The following is a 12,800-nucleotide window of genomic DNA, read 5'->3' as shown; positions in this document are numbered from 1 at the left end:
AAGTAATAAACTTTTTTATAGCAACATTCCATAGAATATCACTAAAAACGCTTAAAAACATGGCAAAAACATTGATTACAGGTGCTACCGGTGGACTCGGCAGCGCCGTAGCAACTTTCCTGAAGAACAAGATCGCCGTCGAAAATATCGCCGTACTTGTACGCGACACCCAAGGCGAAAAAGCCCAGCAATTCCGCGCCCAGGGCTTCGACGTCCGCCGTGGCGACTACAACGATCCTGCCTCCCTGGCCGCCGCCTTTCAAGGCATCGAAGTTTTATACTTCGTATCGGGCAGCGACGTACACGCCCGCTTGCCACAACACCAAAACGTCGTGACCATGGCCAAAGCCTCCGGTGTAAAACATATACTCTATACCAGCACCGTCCGCAAAGACGAATCGGCCTCTGCCCCACTGCACCTGGTCGTACAGGCACATGCCCAAACCGAAAAGTGGATCCTCGAATCTGGTCTCTCCTATACCTTACTCCGTCACAACCTGTACGCCGAAGTCGTACCACTGTTCCTGGGCGCAAAAGAACAGTTGTTACAGAGCAAAACCGTATACCAGCCTACCGGCCACGGCAAAACAGCCTTTGTGCCCCGTAAAGACTTTGCCGAAGCAGAAGCAAACATCCTTGCCAATCCACAGCCGCACGTCAATAAAATCTACGAATTCAACGGCAGCGAGGCCATAACCTTTGCACAGATAGCGGAGATCCTATCAGAGACCACCGGCGAGAAGATTGCGTATATCTCCCCCGATGCAAAAGAGTTCGAGCAGACCCTCGCCGGCCACGGCGTACCCGCACCGATCATCGCCATCGTCTCCAGCTTCGGACAAGGCATCGCCAACGGCGAGTTCGATCACAAAACAAACGACCTCGAAAAAATCCTCGGCCGCAAAACCACCCCCGCCGCCGAAGTCATCAAGCAAGCCTATAAATAACTAGAATACATCGGGCGCAAGTCTTAGCCCGCCTCGGGCGAGACTTGTGCCCAGTATGGGGGCGGTCTCCCGACCGCCACACGGCAACGTCGTACCGAAACCCCACCACACCCAACAACAGCCAACAAATACGCGTAGCCTACCCTGAGCATTAGGGAATCGGGAAAAGCACATAATCAATTCGTGGTGAAGCGGGCAAAGTGAAAGGGAACGGGCAGGGTATTGTTATGCGCCTTCCCGGATTCTGTAAGCTACTTGCGGACCTTTTATCCCTTTGAGCTCCAACAAGGGAACGCTTTGCGAGATGTATTGTGTGACATGGGCGGCACTCGCTCGAAATGCTCCAGAAATTAAAACGTGCGCATCATGCTCTTTGCAAACAGACCTCAGTCGTGAGCACAAGTGGAGCACCTCGCCATGATACGCGATCTCCTTCTTGTAATCTCCTACCAATGCAGTGGAAACTACACCTGCATGAATCGCACACCGGAATACAGGAACACACCCATACTTTTGAAGGAACACAGTTTCCTTTGCCCTCAATTGTTTCATGTAATTAAAATACAAGTCAACACACTTCCAGTAATTGAAACGCCCGGATACTTTCCAGGTAATGACAGCCTCATCACCAACGAACTGGTAAATCTCACCACCATGGGCTATGGCTACATGCGACAGTTCGAGGAAACAATCCTGAAGGCAGCGACTGAAAGTAAGGTGCCCCAACTTCTCCGCCATCGGCGTAGAGTTTTCCAAATCCAGAAACATCATAACCCGCTCTTCTTCTTTCGGATTTCGATACGTATTGGTAATCGTATTTAGAAAGAAATTAATGCCGAGACTTCGCCGCAATAAAATGAATACTCCAATTAAATTCTCAATCAGTAGAGTGTAGATAAGAATATTGAGTACGGGGCCGCTCACCATGGTACTTGAAAATTCAACACCATGTTCACCACCATCATTATTCATAAATGACAATGCATAAAAGACTACAACGGCTATCAGAAAAAAAATACACAGTCTGATACCGATGTTAAATAACAGACTTTGGGTGCGATCAATAGTCGGATAAACAAAAGTGTGAAGCCAGGCAAATACAAACCCAATCGGCAGTGACACAAAAAAAGAAATACGATACAAATCCGCTTTTGATAGGCCCGGCTTCATGTGATAAATCTCTGCCAGGTATAAATCAGGAATATCGTTGAATTTAACGTACACATACAAAAAAGTCAGCAGCATCCAAACAATAGCAATGGTGAGTACTTCTTTGGCCTGGTGAATGCGCTTCTGGTTCATTTCAAAATATATTTCTTCCAGCGCAATGTTTCATAGCGACCGGACGAAGAGGTTGACGTACGATAAATATATTTAAAACCCGCTTACTTTTCGTTTAGCTGGAAAATATTTTACCGATATCCAGTAAAAATCACTGGTTAATCACAGCAACCTAATAACCCGCAATCCCGTATCTTTGTATTCAACGACAACCCAACGCCATGACGACCACCACCGACGACACCGCCCTCAAATTTCCCATCGGCCCCTTCACGCCAAAGCCTACGATCACCCCGGCCGACCTAGACGCCATGATCGGGACCATAGCGACTGCCCCCGCGCGTTACCGCGCCCTCACCGCCAACCTCTCTCCCGCGGAGTTAAAAAAGACATATCGCACAGGCTCGTGGAACATCCAACAGTTGCTGGCCCACGTAGCCGACATGCAAATGCTGCATCTCTTCCGCATGAAGAAAGCCCTCACCGAACCCGACTACAAAGAGCTCACTTTAGTAAGCATGGACGGCTGGGCCAAAACATATGACGGTGTTAACTCGCCAATAGCGGACTCACTGGATTTGTTTGAAAATCTCGTAAAGCGTTTTGTCTTCCTGGCAAAGTCGCTTACCGAAGAGCAACTGAATGTATCGTACTATCACCCTGTCCGCAAGATCACGCTCGATCAACGCCAGGCCATCGCGATGTCGGAATGGCACGTAAAGCATCACCTCGAGCATATCAAGATTGCGTTGAAGAATTAATTACGGTCTGTTGCTTTTGTTGGCGTCACGGGGTTGTATAAAATCCCACAAGTTGCCATAGAGATCTTCAAACACAACCACCGTACCATACGCCTCTTCCCGCGGCGGCCCCGTAAACCGAATTCCCTTCGCCGTCATGGCGTGATAATCACGCCAGAAATCATCGGTAAAGAGAAAAAGAAATACGCGGCCGCCCGTTTGATTCCCAACACTGGCCAGCTGTGCCTCATTGGTTGCCTTCGCCAACAACAAACAACACTCCGTAGACCCCGGCGGCGCAATCACCACCCAACGTTTCTCCAAGGGCATACGCGTATCCTCGATAAGCTCGAAGGAAAGCTTCTCTGTATAAAATTTAATAGCCTCGTCGTAATCGCGTACGACAAGAGCAAGTTGGGCAATGCGTTGTTTCATACCCCGAAAAGTACGCGCCATCAACAAGAAAGTCAAAACCTGGCGAGTCTTAGCTCGTCACGGGCGGAGACTCGTGCCCAGCATGGTGACAGTCTTCAGACTGCCGTGGAGCACGGCTACTAAACCGATCGCTGGTTAAAAAAAAGCAAAGTCACCACAAAATAAATTATCCACAGTAAGTCATAAAAAATCCCTCATCTACCATACCGGACTAAGACTATCGCTATTATTTTAGAATCTGTTATCAGTTAAAATAATTATTGCCTTCATATATACGTTAACCAATACTCACATGAGAAGCCCCATCACCAACGGACAAGCCATTCTGTGCTACGCCGAAAGAGAAGTTGAATTCAGAAAAGAAAAATTCACCATTACAGAATTCTTCTACAAATGCCAGGACACGGGCGAAGAATTTATGACCGGAGAGCTAATGGAAGTCAGCCTTAAGCAGGTCTATGATCAGTCTAATGCAAAACATGGACTTAGTCCAATAAACGTATAAACAGTTAGCCCTGCCACATCACAATTAAAATCGTAGCTTTCCCATCCGACACACGCCAATGAAAATCCAATACTGCTCCGACCTCCACCTCGAATTCCCCGCAAACAAAAACCATTTGAGCAAACATCCCATCGAGCCGGTCGGCGACATCCTGATCCTTGCCGGCGATGTCATGCCCTTCACCCACATCGAACACGAACAAACATTCTTCGACTCCCTATCCGACAACTTCCAGCATGTCTACTGGCTCCCCGGCAACCATGAATACTATCGGTCGGACTTCCACCAACGAACCGGCTCCTTCCAGGAAAACATCCGCAGCAACGTCACCTTACTCAACAACACAACCATCATCCACCAGGGCACCCGCCTGGTGTTCTCCACGCTCTGGTCACAGATCGATCCAACAAAAGAACTGGTAATCAAAAAAGTAATGTCTGACTTCAAGCTCATTACCATAAATGGCCGAAAAATAAACATCGACGACTACAACGCTCTCCATGCAAACGCACTCAATTTCCTCCAAACCGAGCTAACACCCACCACACACCAAACCATCGTCATCACGCACCACCGTCCCACATTTCTAAACTACCCGGAACGCTACCGCCACAGCGAGCTCAACACAGCATTTGCCACAGAACTGCATGACATGATCGAAACCTCGGGCGCAACACACTGGATCTTCGCGCATACCCACGAGACGCTCCAGGATCTTACCATTGGCCAAACTATACTGACAACAAACCCGCTAGGCTACGTCGAGCGCAATGAACATCGTGCGTTTAAAACCCGAAGTATTTAGTCTATAGCAATGGCTCCCGATAGGATCGCAAAGATTCTCCCGATAATAGCTATATTGCCCCCGTAGATTAATCAACACATGACGCTTCATTCCTCCGAAGACTTTCACAAGAGAGTCACGGGAGCCGGCCTCCTCATTGCCGTAGGTATTGTTTTTGGAGATATCGGCACCTCGCCCCTCTATACCCTCAACGCCATTTTTCACGGACGCCAGGTCACGGAAGACGTCGCTCTCGGCGCCTTTTCGGCGATCTTCTGGACGCTGTTCTTCCAGACGACCCTCAAATACGTCCTGATTACACTACAAGCCGATAACAAAGGCGAAGGCGGCATTCTCTCCCTCTACGCCCTCATCCGACGGTACTGGGGTCGTTGGCTGCTGATCCCGGCCATGGCCGGCGGCGCATTCCTCATCGCCGATGGCATCATCACACCCCCCATTTCCGTATCCTCCGCCATCGAGGGTTTACAAAAGATCTATCCCAACATCCAAACGGAACCGATCGTCATCGTCATCCTGCTGTTGCTCTTCACCTTCCAGCAATTTGGCACCGAACGCATTGGCAAGATCTTCGGTCCTGTCATGGTAGTATGGTTTACCTTTATTGGCATCATCGGTTTTATGTCGCTCGTGGGTCGCCCCGACGTACTCAAGGCCTTTAACCCCTACTACGCGTGGGTCATGTTACAGGAAATACCAGGTGGTTTCTGGTTACTGGGAAGTGTCTTTCTGTGTACCACCGGGGCCGAAGCCCTCTACAGCGACATGGGACATTGCGGACGCGCCAACATTCGCATCAGCTGGATCTATGTAAAGGCCATGCTGCTGCTAAGCTATGCCGGCCAAACCGCCTGGCTGCTCAACCACACCGGCCAGCACCTCGAAGGCCTTAGCCCCTTCTACCTCATCGTACCCGACTCACTCTACCTCGTATCCGTAGCCATTGCCACCTTCGCCACCATCATTGCCAGCCAGGCACTGATCAGCGGCTGCTTTACGCTCATCAACGAAGCCATACGCCTCGACATCTGGCCCCGTCTGCGCGTGATCTTCCCGGGCAGCATGAAAGGCCAACTCTATATACCGTTCATTAACTGGTTTCTAATGACCGGGTGTATCGCCATGGTACTCTACTTCCGCGAGTCCACCCGCATGGAAGCGGCGTATGGACTGAGCATTACCCTGACCATGCTCATGAGCACCGTGCTGATTGCATTCTACCTGTACGTCAAACACGTATCGTTCGTGTGGGTCTTTCTCGTAACAACCCTGTTCCTGGTGATCGAATCGTGTTTCCTCTGGGCCAACCTGCAGAAATTCAGCGACGGTGGCTGGATCACGATACTCATGGGCGCATTACTGTGTACCGTCATGTACATCTGGCACCGCGGACGTTCGATCAAACGAGAGCTTACGACACTGGTGGATATCGAAGCGTACATTCCTAAACTCAAACAGCTGAGCGAAGACGACGACATCCAGAAATATGCTACCAACCTGGTATACCTGACCACCTCTGCCAGTCATCGCCAGATCGAAAAGACAGCCATCTATTCGATCCTGGCCGGGCTCCCCAAGCGCGCCGACGTATATTGGTTTGTACACGTAAACGTCCTCGACGAACCCTATGCACTCCGGTATAAAGTCGACACCATCGCCAAAAACGATGTATACTTTATCGAGTTTAATTTAGGCTTCCGCGTAGATCCACGCATCGACTTTTACTTCCGCCAGGTATTGCACGAGCTGGTACAAACAAAAGAAGTAGACCTGTCCGACAGCGAAGAGCTGGAATACCAACAGACCAAGATCGGCGACATCCGATTCCTCATCCTCGACTCGTTCCTCTCGTTCGACAACGACATGCCCTTCTGGAAAAACCTGCTCGTGCGCAGCTACTTTAACCTGAAGGCCATCGGCGTAAAAGAAGCCGCCAACTTCGGACTCGACGAAAGCAATGTTACGATCGAAAAATACCCGGTCGTAGTAACGCCTGTCGTGCCGTTGCCGCTGGAACGCGACTGGCACTAAACAGGTCGACCGTCCGCTCAGCGCCCGAAACCGGACAGGGTATAAACACCGCTACCGCGTTTCTATTCGCGTAACGTCCTTTTTAAATCCTGGCACAATTGTTATTCCTACATTTAGGAAATAATAATTGTCCCCGGACTGCATGCAATCAAAAAAGCATCGACCACCATCGTTGTTCCTCCGGTTTTTCCGGTGGTATTGCCACCCCTCGCTTCGTGACCACATCGAAGGCGACCTGATGGAGCTATACAACGACCGGTGCACAGACTCACCCCGCCGGGCGAACCTCGCCTTCATACGCGACGTGCTGCTGCTTTTCCGTCCGGGCATCATTCGCCCTCCGCAACCCTATCGCTACACAAACCAATTCGGTATGTATAAAAGTTACTTCAAGATCGGTTTCCGGAACCTCATTAAAAATAAAGGATATGCCGGCATCAACATCGGCGGCCTCGCCGTCGGCATGACCGTAGCCATGCTCATCGGCCTCTGGGTATACGACGAGCTCTCGTTCAACACCGTGCACGAAAATCATGCACGCATTGCCCGCGTCATGGTCCGTGGCCACAACAGCAGCGGCGCCTGGGTACAAGATATTACCGCGCCACCGTTCGGCGAAGGACTGCGAAGCCTGCATGGAAGCTCATTCAAACACGTAAGCATGGCATCGCGACCCTCGAACGCCACCTTGCTACACGACGAAACCAGTTTGGTAAAACGGGGAGGCTATTGCGAGCCGGGCTTGCCGGAAATGTTAACCCTACGCATGCTGCAAGGCACCCGCACCATGACCATCCAGGAATCGGTGTTGCTTTCCGCCACCACCGCCCGGGAGCTCTTCGGCACCGCCGATCCACTGGGCAAAGTCGTTAGACTTGCCAACAAGGCCGACTTGGTGGTAACAGGTGTATATGCCGATATACCGGCCAACTCCGACTTCCACGAGCTCCAATGGATCGCGCCATGGGCGCTCTACCTGGCAAAGAGCGACTGGATCCGAAAAGATGACTGGCGTCAAAACGGCTTCTTTACTTACGTAGAACTGGCAGACAACGCATCACTCCCCGCGGTGTCACACGCCATTAAAGACCTGGAGCTAAACAACCTGAAACCAGAAGACGCACAAGACCAGCCACAACTCTTCCTGCATCCCATGGATGCCTGGCGCCTGCACTCCGGCTTCGAAGGAAATACGGGCCGCATACAATACGTCTGGCTATACGGTTGCATCGGTCTTTTTGTATTGGTGCTCGCCTGCATAAACTTTATGAACCTGGCCACCGCCCGGTCAGAAAAACGCGCAAAAGAAATAGGCATCCGCAAATCAATCGGATCCCTGCGCAGTCAGCTCATACACCAGTTCTTTAGCGAGTCGCTACTCGTCGCAGGCGTGGCCTTTATCCTTTCCATCGTGCTGACACAACTGGCACTGCCATTCTTTGCCTCGGTAGCCGACAAAAAAATGATCATGCCCTGGACCAATCCATACTTCTGGTTGGCCGGCATCGCTTTTACCCTGATCACCGGTATACTGGCCGGCAGCTACCCGGCTCTCTATCTGTCTGCTTTCAAACCGGTAAAAGCACTCAAAGGCGCCCTGGCCGCAGGCCGCGCAGCGGCAACGCCACGCAAAGTGCTGGTCGTACTACAGTTCACGGTATCCGTCATGCTGATTGTCGGCGTGGTGGTGATCTATCGGCAAATACAAGTGGGCAAAGACCAACCCGTAGGCTATGACCAACACGGCTTGATTTGGGTAGATGCCTATTCAAAACGTATACACGACCACTGGGAGGCCGTCCGCCACGATCTGCAGCAATCCGGCGCCATCACTGAAATGGCAGAATCCGTCAATACACCCGCCAACATCGGCTTTCGCTTCGGCGGCTACACATGGCCCGGCATGACACCCGGCGAACGTACAGCATTTTGTACCGCCTGGGTAGGCCGTGAGTTCGGAAAGACCATCGGCTGGCAGCTAATCGCCGGGCGCGACTTCTCCCGCGACATCGCCAGCGACTCTGCCGCCATCATCCTCAACGAAGCCTCGGCAAAAATCATGAACATGCCCGATCCCATCGGCCAAACCATTCAGCTCACCCTGTTCGACAAAACTTCGAACTTCACCGTGATTGGCATCATCAAAGACATGCTACAAGAGTCACCCTATATGCCCGTTCGAAACACCGTATACATGATCGACAACTCAGCCACGGGTGGCCGCGTAGTAAACATCCGCCTCAACCCCCAACAAGATCTACCCACCGCACTGGCAACCGTCGAAACCATCTTTAAAAAACACGACCCCGACAGTCCCTTTGTATACAACTTCGTCGAAGAAGCCTACGCAAAAAAATTCACCGAAGAAGAACGCATCGGCAAACTGGCCTTCATGTTCGCCGGTATCGCCATCTTCATCAGCTGCCTCGGTATATTCGGACTCGCATCCTTTGTCGCCGAACAACGCACCAAAGAGATCGGCATCCGCAAAGTACTGGGCGCTTCGATAGGAAGTGTCTGGCAACTACTCTCCAAAGACTTTGTAGTACTGGTGTTGATCTCCAGCGCCCTGGCTTGTCCCCTCGCCTACTTCGGCATGCAGCACTGGCTCGAGCAATTTGAGCTACGCACAACCCTGGCGTGGTATGTCTTCGCCGCCGCCGGCCTGGGTGCTCTATCCATCACGTTGCTCACGGTAAGCTATCAGGCCATCCGAGCGGCTATAGCCAATCCAGTGAAGAGTCTACGATCGGAATAAATTGTGTAAGTTTACGGGCACTCTTTTTATAACACCGTATGAAAAAACGTACCCTCTCCACATTTCTTTCCATCGCATTGCTGAGCTTACTAGCCGGCTGTAACACCACCACACCTGAGCAATACTTCGACATCACGGTGCTAAACTCAAATCTCGTAGTAGGTTTCGCCAACGACGGCGACTTCCGCGAGTTCGAACAACCATCGGCTATTCTGAAAGCGGATAACACCATCGGCACGTCCACACGCGCACAAGTGGTGGAGACCAAAATCCAGGTCATCGAAGGTAGCATTGAAAAAATAAAGGGACTGCCGGATGACCACGATGGCAAACCGATGAAAGATGCCGCCCTGGCCCTGTACGAATATGTGCTGCCTATTTATAAAAATGAATATACTGAGCTGGCACGCCAATACGACACCAACGCCACCCGCACCGACATCGAAGCCTCGATAACTGCCATCCACGACAAGTACTACAAAAAATACGACGACCTATACCAGGCTTTGACTGATCTCGGCAAAACTTACGCCACGAAACACAACATCACCGTAAACTGGGGCAACTGAAAACAGAGTGAGTGTGAGAGCGAGAGCGTAAAAGTGAATTCACTACCAGAAGCGGCAAATAGGGCAGTGCGACTAGACTTATTTGAAGCTTTGCCGGAACGACTCCGGCGTATGCCCGGTTTGTTTTTTGAAGAACCGGATGAAATACGACACATCTTCATAGCCCAACTGAAAGGCTATTTCTTTTACCTGGTGCGTCGTACCCAGCAGACAGCGTTTGGCTTCCAGCACAACGAAGTCCTGAATCACTTCCGAAGCGGTTTTATTTAAGAACGTTCGCGTCAGCGCATTAAGCTGGTAAGGCGAAACATGCAACAGATCAGCATACTTCGTCACTTGTTTGTATTTGCCAATATGCTGGCGCAACAAATCCTGGAGGCTCGCCAGGCGCTCATGCGTATGAGCATACGTATGCTGATCACCCGATGCTTCGCGATGCCGCGCAAGCTCCACGAAGAAGATATCGAAGTGCGCTTGAATGACATCTTCATATCCTTCCTGCTTTGTCGTGTACTCTTCCAGCATTTGCTGCAAGGAGAACGATATCTTTTTGAAACCCGCTGCATCGAGGGGATGAAACGTGGTATATCCCGCGCGGCGTAGCAGCGCACGCGATGAGTTTCGCTGCACGAACGCTGCCTGGAACTGTAACAGGTGGCCTGTACTGCCCGCACCAAGCGTCAGGCGATGTACCTGACCGGGAGCAACCAAAAAAACGACGTGATGAGTGACAGGATACGACTCAAAATCAATCTCGTGATTCCCCTTGCCTTTTTCCAGGACGAGTATGTAATAAAAATCGTGACGATGAAAATCCTCGACACGCTCTTTGCCGAGCGTTATCGCGCGCAGGTCGCGAATTCGAAAGTCCGCTGTTGCCTTCGAGGCCGAACCAGGTGAGCCAATCGCCCGTACAGGAATCTTCTTCATGAATATATTATTGCGCAGTCGTTTCACCAACCTGCTGCCGGTGTTTGCTGCCCCAGGCGCTGAGCTGATCCAGCACCGGCCACAGCTCTACCGCCAACGGTGTGAGCTCATACTCCACACGGGCAGGTACTTCTGCATATACCGTACGTTTGACAAGGCCATCCGTTTCCAACGCCTTAAGTTGCAACGTCAGCATGCGCTCGGTCATCATCGAAAACGTCTTCTTTAAATCACTAAAGCGAAGCGTCTTGTCTTCCAGGGCACTTAGGATCTGTAATTTCCATCGTCCGCCGATCTTGGCGATGACATACGTTAGATCGCAGTCAGCGATCCACTTTTCATTTCGGCTATAGGTTGACGTACTCTTCCGGATTGCCATACTTACACGTTTGTTCGTACCATACAAAGACCTGTACACAGTGTAAAATTAGACGGCACAAGCTTCTTTTGCACATCATTTCACAAAATCATTCGATCCCATGGATTTATATCTGAATAAAAAAACCGCCGTCGTAACCGGCGCCAGTCAGGGCCTGGGCCGGGCGATCACACAAACGCTGGCAACCGAAGGCGTAAAAGTACTCGCCGTAGCCCGGAACGAGGGTTTGTTAAAAAGCTTACAAGAAGAGGTCGCCGCCGCGGGTGGCGTCGTCCCCGAAATAATGATACAAGACTTCCTGGCGCCCGATGCCCCGCAGCGGATTGCCACGGCAGCGTTATCGGTATTATCGCACGTAGACATTCTGATGAACAACGCCGGCCGCAGCCGGCCGCTGGACGTCACGGGACCGGACGAGGAATGGCAACAGGCGCTGCTGTTAGACTTCGACCGCCACCGCCAACTGACACAACAACTTCTGCCGCACATGATCGACCGCCGGCAAGGATCCATCTTAAATGTCACCAGCACATACGAGCTCCGATCCATCAACGCCTCGTCAGTCTTTAAAGCCAGCATAACCGTATGGGCGAAACAGCTGGCCGCGCAACTGGGACCACATGGCATTACCGTGAATTGTTTGCAACCCGGCCTGATCGACACCGCCAACATCCGCCGCGTCTTTACCGACGAAGAACGTAAAGCATATGCACCACAGGCCATCCCGTTGGGAGACTTTGGCACCCCCCAAGACGTAGCAAACATGGCCACCTTTCTCGTATCACCCCGCGCGCGGTATATCACAGGTACCGTGGCTGCGGTCGACGGCGGGCTACGTCACTACGCATTCTAACATTAGAACGCAACACCACGCCCTACACATCCGTTTCAAAACCCAAGAACGCACCATCCCCTTCCTTCCTCGAGGAGCTCTTCACGTATAATAATTCCGTAAACAAAGCCCTAATCGAAGCAATGACCCTGCACGCTGACCAGGTGTCAGAAAAATGCGTAAAACTTTTCTCCCACATCCTAAACGCCCACCAGATATGGAATTATAGGATCGATAAAAAGCCAAATCCGTTTGGCGTTTGGCAAGTACATTCCCTGGACCAGTTACAAACCATTGATAACGAAAACTACCACCACACACTGCGCATCCTCACGACCATTGACCCTGACGAAGTCACCGAGTACACTTTCCGCGGCGACGTCTTCCGTCACCCCGTGCGCGATCTTTTGTTCCACGCACTGAACCATGCCACCTATCACCGCGGCCAGATCGCGACGGAATTCAGGCAAACAGGACTTGAACCGTTGGCGACGGACTATATCTTATACAAAACCCGAGGTTAGTTCCCCACCCCATCATGGGGGCAACAAGCCCGGTTACCTGTCGTTATATAGCCATAACCTGCCC

Annotated in this window: 13 protein-coding genes; 9 read left to right on the top strand and 4 right to left on the bottom strand. The window is 51.3% G+C overall.

Going from position 1 to position 12,800, the window contains the following annotated elements; genetic code table 11:
- The first annotated feature begins 59 nt into the window (after positions 1–59).
- Positions 60–947, top strand: coding sequence for an SDR family oxidoreductase (locus K7P01_RS16395; RefSeq protein ID WP_267294931.1), 888 nt, complete (start codon positions 60–62; stop codon positions 945–947).
- A 225-nt stretch (positions 948–1,172) separates the two neighbouring features.
- Here K7P01_RS16395 and K7P01_RS16390 read toward each other — a convergent pair whose 3' ends face one another.
- A complete protein-coding gene (locus K7P01_RS16390) occupies positions 1,173–2,249 on the bottom strand; it encodes an adenylate/guanylate cyclase domain-containing protein (protein ID WP_267294930.1) in 1,077 nt (358 codons plus the stop codon).
- A 200-nt stretch (positions 2,250–2,449) separates the two neighbouring features.
- On the opposite strand from K7P01_RS16390, the gene K7P01_RS16385 reads away from it, so the two are divergent.
- Positions 2,450–2,989 carry a DinB family protein gene (locus tag K7P01_RS16385; RefSeq protein WP_267294929.1) on the top strand — a complete coding sequence of 180 codons (540 nt, stop codon included), beginning with the start codon at positions 2,450–2,452 and terminating at the stop codon, positions 2,987–2,989.
- Here K7P01_RS16385 and K7P01_RS16380 read toward each other — a convergent pair whose 3' ends face one another.
- Positions 2,990–3,403, bottom strand: a complete 414-nt coding sequence (locus K7P01_RS16380; RefSeq protein ID WP_267294928.1) for a VOC family protein — start codon at positions 3,401–3,403, stop codon at positions 2,990–2,992.
- A 292-nt stretch (positions 3,404–3,695) separates the two neighbouring features.
- Here K7P01_RS16380 and K7P01_RS16375 point away from each other — a divergent pair, with 292 nt between their 5' ends.
- The 5 genes from K7P01_RS16375 (at position 3,696) to K7P01_RS16355 (ending at position 10,071) form a co-directional block, all read left to right on the top strand.
- Positions 3,696–3,908 (top strand): hypothetical protein, encoded by a 213-nt coding sequence (locus K7P01_RS16375; protein WP_267294926.1) that lies wholly within the window; start codon positions 3,696–3,698, stop codon positions 3,906–3,908.
- A 58-nt stretch (positions 3,909–3,966) separates the two neighbouring features.
- Positions 3,967–4,713 (top strand): metallophosphoesterase, encoded by a 747-nt coding sequence (locus K7P01_RS16370; protein WP_267294924.1) that lies wholly within the window; start codon positions 3,967–3,969, stop codon positions 4,711–4,713.
- 78 nt (positions 4,714–4,791) lie between these two features.
- Positions 4,792–6,744: a KUP/HAK/KT family potassium transporter gene (locus tag K7P01_RS16365; RefSeq protein ID WP_267294922.1), complete on the top strand. Its 1,953-nt coding sequence runs from the start codon at positions 4,792–4,794 to the stop codon at positions 6,742–6,744.
- A gap of 142 nt (positions 6,745–6,886) precedes the next feature.
- The gene (locus K7P01_RS16360; protein WP_267294920.1) at positions 6,887–9,502 is read left to right on the top strand and encodes an ABC transporter permease; all 2,616 of its coding nucleotides are present in this window, start codon (positions 6,887–6,889) and stop codon (positions 9,500–9,502) included.
- Between the two features lie 38 nt (positions 9,503–9,540).
- Positions 9,541–10,071, top strand: a complete 531-nt coding sequence (locus K7P01_RS16355) for a hypothetical protein (RefSeq protein ID WP_267294918.1) — start codon at positions 9,541–9,543, stop codon at positions 10,069–10,071.
- Between the two features lie 78 nt (positions 10,072–10,149).
- Here K7P01_RS16355 and K7P01_RS16350 read toward each other — a convergent pair whose 3' ends face one another.
- Both K7P01_RS16350 and K7P01_RS16345 read right to left on the bottom strand, forming a co-directional pair.
- Positions 10,150–11,001: an AraC family transcriptional regulator gene (locus K7P01_RS16350; RefSeq protein WP_267294916.1), complete on the bottom strand. Its 852-nt coding sequence runs from the start codon at positions 10,999–11,001 to the stop codon at positions 10,150–10,152.
- Between the two features lie 7 nt (positions 11,002–11,008).
- Positions 11,009–11,380: a winged helix-turn-helix transcriptional regulator gene (locus K7P01_RS16345; protein WP_267294914.1), complete on the bottom strand. Its 372-nt coding sequence runs from the start codon at positions 11,378–11,380 to the stop codon at positions 11,009–11,011.
- A 100-nt stretch (positions 11,381–11,480) separates the two neighbouring features.
- Here K7P01_RS16345 and K7P01_RS16340 point away from each other — a divergent pair, with 100 nt between their 5' ends.
- Both K7P01_RS16340 and K7P01_RS16335 read left to right on the top strand, forming a co-directional pair.
- Positions 11,481–12,233 carry an SDR family NAD(P)-dependent oxidoreductase gene (locus K7P01_RS16340; protein WP_267294912.1) on the top strand — a complete coding sequence of 251 codons (753 nt, stop codon included), beginning with the start codon at positions 11,481–11,483 and terminating at the stop codon, positions 12,231–12,233.
- Positions 12,234–12,355: 122 nt separating this feature from the next.
- Positions 12,356–12,736 (top strand): DinB family protein, encoded by a 381-nt coding sequence (locus K7P01_RS16335; RefSeq protein ID WP_267294910.1) that lies wholly within the window; start codon positions 12,356–12,358, stop codon positions 12,734–12,736.
- The last annotated feature ends 64 nt before the right edge of the window (positions 12,737–12,800 follow it).

Origin of the sequence: Parachryseolinea silvisoli (assembly GCF_021190955.1) — a bacterium.
GTDB lineage: Bacteria > Bacteroidota > Bacteroidia > Cytophagales > Cyclobacteriaceae > Ohtaekwangia > Ohtaekwangia silvisoli.
The sequence above is the reverse complement of the archived record's forward strand: the minus strand, read 5'-3'. Positions and strand labels throughout refer to the sequence as shown.

What these genes read in the sequence shown, in the direction of transcription:
- K7P01_RS16350 (WP_267294916.1), bottom strand. Translation starts at nt 11,001, where the DNA reads ATGAAGAAGATTCCTGTACGGGCGATTGGCTCACCTGGTTCGGCCTCG.
- K7P01_RS16340 (WP_267294912.1), top strand. Translation starts at nt 11,481, where the DNA reads ATGGATTTATATCTGAATAAAAAAACCGCCGTCGTAACCGGCGCCAGT.
- K7P01_RS16355 (WP_267294918.1), top strand. Translation starts at nt 9,541, where the DNA reads ATGAAAAAACGTACCCTCTCCACATTTCTTTCCATCGCATTGCTGAGC.
- K7P01_RS16385 (WP_267294929.1), top strand. Translation starts at nt 2,450, where the DNA reads ATGACGACCACCACCGACGACACCGCCCTCAAATTTCCCATCGGCCCC.
- K7P01_RS16395 (WP_267294931.1), top strand. Translation starts at nt 60, where the DNA reads ATGGCAAAAACATTGATTACAGGTGCTACCGGTGGACTCGGCAGCGCC.
- K7P01_RS16360 (WP_267294920.1), top strand. Translation starts at nt 6,887, where the DNA reads ATGCAATCAAAAAAGCATCGACCACCATCGTTGTTCCTCCGGTTTTTC.
- K7P01_RS16390 (WP_267294930.1), bottom strand. Translation starts at nt 2,249, where the DNA reads ATGAACCAGAAGCGCATTCACCAGGCCAAAGAAGTACTCACCATTGCT.
- K7P01_RS16380 (WP_267294928.1), bottom strand. Translation starts at nt 3,403, where the DNA reads ATGAAACAACGCATTGCCCAACTTGCTCTTGTCGTACGCGATTACGAC.
- K7P01_RS16370 (WP_267294924.1), top strand. Translation starts at nt 3,967, where the DNA reads ATGAAAATCCAATACTGCTCCGACCTCCACCTCGAATTCCCCGCAAAC.
- K7P01_RS16345 (WP_267294914.1), bottom strand. Translation starts at nt 11,380, where the DNA reads ATGGCAATCCGGAAGAGTACGTCAACCTATAGCCGAAATGAAAAGTGG.
- K7P01_RS16335 (WP_267294910.1), top strand. Translation starts at nt 12,356, where the DNA reads ATGACCCTGCACGCTGACCAGGTGTCAGAAAAATGCGTAAAACTTTTC.
- K7P01_RS16375 (WP_267294926.1), top strand. Translation starts at nt 3,696, where the DNA reads ATGAGAAGCCCCATCACCAACGGACAAGCCATTCTGTGCTACGCCGAA.
- K7P01_RS16365 (WP_267294922.1), top strand. Translation starts at nt 4,792, where the DNA reads ATGACGCTTCATTCCTCCGAAGACTTTCACAAGAGAGTCACGGGAGCC.